Genomic DNA, 5,397 nt, shown 5'->3' on the forward strand with positions numbered 1-5,397 from the left:
TTCTGTTTATATTATAAATAGTCTTGGTCTTACACTTCATTTTACTATGGAGAGTTTGATCCTGGCTCAGGATGAACGCTAGCGGCAGGCCTAATACATGCAAGTCGGACGGGATTCGGGACTTCGGTCCCGATGAGAGTGGCGCACGGGTGCGTAACGCGTGAGCAACCTGCCCATATCAGGGGGATAGCCCGGAGAAATCCGGATTAACACCGCATAACACAGCGGTCTGGCATCAGACCACTGTTAAATATTTATAGGATATGGATGGGCTCGCGTGACATTAGCTGGTTGGCGGGGTAACGGCCCACCAAGGCGACGATGTCTAGGGGCTCTGAGAGGAGAATCCCCCACACTGGTACTGAGACACGGACCAGACTCCTACGGGAGGCAGCAGTAAGGAATATTGGTCAATGGGGGCAACCCTGAACCAGCCATGCCGCGTGCAGGATGACTGCCCTACGGGTTGTAAACTGCTTTTGTCCGGGAATAACCCTTTCCACGAGTGGGAAGCTGAATGTACCGGAAGAATAAGGATCGGCTAACTCCGTGCCAGCAGCCGCGGTAATACGGAGGATCCGAGCGTTATCCGGATTTATTGGGTTTAAAGGGTGCGTAGGCGGCCATTTAAGTCAGTGGTGAAAGACGGCAGCTCAACTGTCGCAGTGCCTTTGATACTGAATGGCTTGAATGCTGTTGAAGATGGCGGAATGAGACAAGTAGCGGTGAAATGCATAGATATGTCTCAGAACACCGATTGCGAAGGCAGCTATCTAAGCAGTGATTGACGCTGATGCACGAAAGCGTGGGGATCGAACAGGATTAGATACCCTGGTAGTCCACGCCCTAAACGATGATAACTCGATGTTGGCGATATACAGTCAGCGTCCAAGCGAAAGCGTTAAGTTATCCACCTGGGGAGTACGCCCGCAAGGGTGAAACTCAAAGGAATTGACGGGGGCCCGCACAAGCGGAGGAGCATGTGGTTTAATTCGATGATACGCGAGGAACCTTACCCGGGCTTGAAAGTTACTGAAGGATGCAGAGACGCATCCGTCCCTCGGGACAGGAAACTAGGTGCTGCATGGCTGTCGTCAGCTCGTGCCGTGAGGTGTTGGGTTAAGTCCCGCAACGAGCGCAACCCCTATGTTTAGTTGCCAGCACGTCAAGGTGGGGACTCTAGACAGACTGCCTGCGTAAGCAGCGAGGAAGGTGGGGACGACGTCAAGTCATCATGGCCCTTACGTCCGGGGCTACACACGTGCTACAATGGACGGTACAGCGGGCAGCTACACAGCAATGTGGTGCTAATCTCGAAAAGCCGTTCACAGTTCGGATCGGGGTCTGCAACTCGACCCCGTGAAGTTGGATTCGCTAGTAATCGCGTATCAGCAATGACGCGGTGAATACGTTCCCGGGCCTTGTACACACCGCCCGTCAAGCCATGAAAGTTGGGGGTGCCTAAAGCATGTGACCGCAAGGAGCGTGTTAGGGTAAAACCGATAATTGGGGCTAAGTCGTAACAAGGTAGCCGTACCGGAAGGTGCGGCTGGAATACCTCCTTTCTAGAGAACCGGTACTGGTGCTCGTTACGTTATTACATGGTTATCACTTATTACAAGATAAAGACACAGAAGAAAGTGCCCTCCCCGTTAGGGATAGGTTACCGAGAGGAGAAGATAAGCTAGTCCCGTAGCTCAGTTGGTTAGAGCACTACACTGATAATGTAGGGGTCAGCAGTTCAAATCTGCTCGGGACTACCAAGGGAGTACTGAGATGATAGATATGAGATATGAGACCTGTTGATGGTTTTCCTCTCGCTACATAATACTCACTACTCACTACTAATAAAAGGGGAATTAGCTCAGCTGGCTAGAGCACCTGCCTTGCACGCAGGGGGTCATCGGTTCGACTCCGATATTCTCCACATCTTTAGATGTGAGAGTCAAGATATGAGATATGAGGGACATTTAATGTTTCTGAGATCTAACATCTGATATCTCCAATCTAAAAGAAGAGTTCTTTGACATATTGAAAGAAAGAAAACACAAGAGAAGACAACAGTAGAGACAATACTGTGATGCGTCTGATGTCTATAACGGACCCTCGGTCAAGGCCGAACTGTTATAGACGTAGCATTGCATGTATATATATCAAAGCATCACCATAGTAGCAAAAGGGCTATGGATGAGAAGAAAGTAAATAAGGGCACACGGGGGATGCCTAGGCTCTCAGAGGCGATGAAGGACGTGATAAGCTGCGATAAGCTGCGGGGATTGGCAAATGCGAACTGATCCGCAGATTTCCGAATGGGGCAACCTAACATACTGAAGGTATGTTGTATGATACGCGAACGCGCTGAACTGAAACATCTAAGTAGGCGTAGGAGAAGAAAATAACAATGATTTCCCAAGTAGTGGCGAGCGAACGGGAAAGAGCCCAAACCCATTTTGTTACGGCAAGATGGGGGTTGTAGGACCACGGGATTGTATTGTCGCTATGAACTGGAAGCAGGTGGGAAACTGCGCGGTATGGGTGATAGCCCCGTACAGGTAAAGAATGACAGCATAGTGGTATCCTGAGTAGGGCGGGACCGGAGAAATCCTGCTTGAATCGACCAGCACCATCTGGTAAGGCTAAATACTCCTGAGAGACCGATAGTGAACCAGTACCGTGAGGGAAAGGTGAAAAGAACCCCGAACAGGGGAGTGAAAAGAACCTGAAACCGTGTGCTTACAAGCGGTTGGAGCGGAGAGATTCCGTGACAGCGTGCCTTTTGCATAATGAGCCTACGAGTTACTCTTTACTGGCAAGGTTAAGCGGTTAAGCCGCGCAGCCGCAGCGAAAGCGAGTCTGAACAGGGCGCACAGTCAGTAGAGGTAGACGCGAAACCTTGTGATCTACCCTTGGGCAGGTTGAAGTTGCGGTAACACGTAATGGAGGACCGAACCGATAAACGTTGAAAAGTTTCCGGATGACCTGAGGGTAGGGGTGAAAGGCCAATCAAACTGGGAAATAGCTCGTACTCCCCGAAATGTTTTTAGGAACAGCGTCGGCATTGAGTCTAGCAGAGGTAGAGCTACCGATTGGGTGCGGGGGAGTCAAATCCTACCAAATCCAGACGAACTCCGAATGCTGCGAAGATATGGCCGGCAGTGAGGCTTTGGGTGCTAAGGTCCAAGGCCGAGAGGGAAAGAACCCAGACCATCAGCTAAGGTCCCCAAATATAGTCTAAGTTGAACTAACGAGGTCCGGTTGCCCAGACAGCTAGGATGTTGGCTTGGAAGCAGCCATTCATTTAAAGAGTGCGTAACAGCTCACTAGTCGAGCGACCGGGCGTGGATAATAAACGGGCATCAAGATTATTACCGAAGCTATGGATTCATACTGAAAGATGTATGTCTGGTAGGGGAGCATTCCAGCGCCGGAGAAGCACCATGGCAATGTGGTGTGGAGGTTCTGGAAAAGCAAATGTAGGCATAAGTAACGATAAGGCGGGTGGGAAACCCGCCCACCGAAAGACTAAGGTTTCCTGATCAACGCTAATCGGATCAGGGTTAGTCGGGGCCTAAGGCGCATCCGAACGGAGATAGCCGATGGACAACTGGTTAATATTCCAGTACTTTTCTTAACTGCGATGTGGTGACGGAGTAGTGACACTGCCGCGGACTGACGGAATAGTCCGTTAAAGGGCGTAGGTATACATTTGGTAGGCAAATCCGCCGAGTGTGCTGAACCCCGATAGTACTGCAAAGCTTCGGCGGCGCAGATAGTGCAGGTAATCAGACTTCCAAGAAAACCCGCTAAGCTCCAGGTTAAGAAAACCCGTACCGTAAACCGACACAGGTAGTCGAGGAGAGGATCCTAAGGTGCTCGAGTGAATCATGGCTAAGGAACTCGGCAAAATGGCCCTGTAACTTCGGGAGAAGGGGCGCTTCCTCCACCTCGGTGGAGAAGCCGCAGTGAAAAGGCCCAGGCGACTGTTTAGCAAAAACATATGGCTTTGCAAAATCGAAAGATGAGGTATAAGGCCTGACACCTGCCCGGTGCCGGAAGGTTAAGAGGGGATGTCATCGCAAGAGAAGCATTGAATCGAAGCCCCGGTAAACGGCGGCCGTAACTATAACGGTCCTAAGGTAGCGAAATTCCTTGTCGGGTAAGTTCCGACCTGCACGAATGGTGTAACGATCTGGGCGCTGTCTCAGCCATGAGCTCGGTGAAATTGTGGTATCGGTGAAGACGCCGGTTACCCGCAACGGGACGGAAAGACCCCATGCACCTTCACTATAGCTTAACATTGGAATTGGGTACAGGATGTGTAGGATAGGCGGGAGATGTTGAAGCGGGTTCGCCAGGATCCGTGGAATCAACCTTGAAATACCGCCCTTTCTGTATCCGGTTTCTAACCCCCTTATGGGGGGGACATTGTTTGGTGGGTAGTTTGACTGGGGTGGTCGCCTCCAAAAAGGTAACGGAGGCTTTCAAAGGTAAGCTCAGTACGCTTGGTAACCGTACGCGGAGTGCAATGGCATAAGCTTGCTTGACTGTGAGACCAACAAGTCGACCAGGGTCGAAAGACGGACATAGTGATCCGGTGGTTCTGTATGGAAGGGCCATCGCTCAAAGGATAAAAGGTACGCTGGGGATAACAGGCTGATCTCCCCCAAGAGCTCATATCGACGGGGAGGTTTGGCACCTCGATGTCGGCTCGTCACATCCTGGGGCTGGAGAAGGTCCCAAGGGTTGGGCTGTTCGCCCATTAAAGTGGCACGCGAGCTGGGTTCAGAACGTCGCGAGACAGTTCGGTCCCTATCTGTTGTGGGCGTTGGAAGTTTGAGTGGATCTGACCTTAGTACGAGAGGACCGGGTTGGACTGACCGCTGGTGAACCTGTTATGCCGCCAGGTGTACCGCAGGGTAGCTACGTCGGGAATAGATAAGCGCTGAAAGCATCTAAGTGCGAAACTAGCCACGAGATGAGACTTCCTCATAAGGGCCGTAGGAGATGACTACGTCGATAGGCTACAGGTGTAAAGGTAGAGATACCATAGCCGAGTAGTACTAATAGCCCGAAGCTTTCCAGGCGGATAGTTGCTGTTGTCCTCCCGCATGTTTTTCTTTCTTTCGATAGTCATTAGATTAGATCTCAGAGCTGAGAGATATGAGATATGAGATCCGGGACCTCCAGGGGGGCTTCCATATCTGAAATCTAATATCTGAAATCTGACATCTAATAAAGATCTTCAGGTGCCTATATCGGCGGTGTCTACCTCTTCCCATTCCGAACAGAGAAGTCAAGCCCGCCAGAGCCGATGGTATTGCCGTAACAGGTGGGAGAGTAGGTCGGTGCCTTTTTTTATACAGAGCCCTTGCTGGAAACAGTAAGGGCTCTTTTTTT

General features: G+C 50.9%; 2 tRNA genes and 3 rRNA genes. All 5 read left to right on the forward strand.

Annotation, left to right across the window (positions count from 1 at the left end):
* Positions 1 to 43: 43 nt before the first annotated feature.
* The 5 genes from FAZ15_RS22295 (at position 44) to rrf (ending at position 5,354) form a co-directional block, all read left to right on the forward strand.
* Positions 44 to 1,565, forward strand: a 16S ribosomal RNA gene (locus tag FAZ15_RS22295).
* Positions 1,566 to 1,686: 121 nt separating this feature from the next.
* Positions 1,687 to 1,763, forward strand: a tRNA-Ile gene (locus FAZ15_RS22300).
* A gap of 90 nt (positions 1,764 to 1,853) precedes the next feature.
* Positions 1,854 to 1,927, forward strand: a tRNA-Ala gene (locus tag FAZ15_RS22305).
* A gap of 265 nt (positions 1,928 to 2,192) precedes the next feature.
* Positions 2,193 to 5,083 (forward strand): 23S ribosomal RNA (locus FAZ15_RS22310).
* Positions 5,084 to 5,242: 159 nt separating this feature from the next.
* Positions 5,243 to 5,354: ribosomal RNA gene (gene rrf, locus FAZ15_RS22315) — 5S ribosomal RNA — on the forward strand.
* The 16S, 23S and 5S rRNA genes sit together here with 2 tRNA genes alongside, the layout of an rRNA operon.
* Positions 5,355 to 5,397: the final 43 nt, after the last annotated feature.

Source organism: Sphingobacterium olei (assembly GCF_005048855.1).
Taxonomy (GTDB): Bacteria; Bacteroidota; Bacteroidia; order Sphingobacteriales; family Sphingobacteriaceae; genus Sphingobacterium; species Sphingobacterium olei.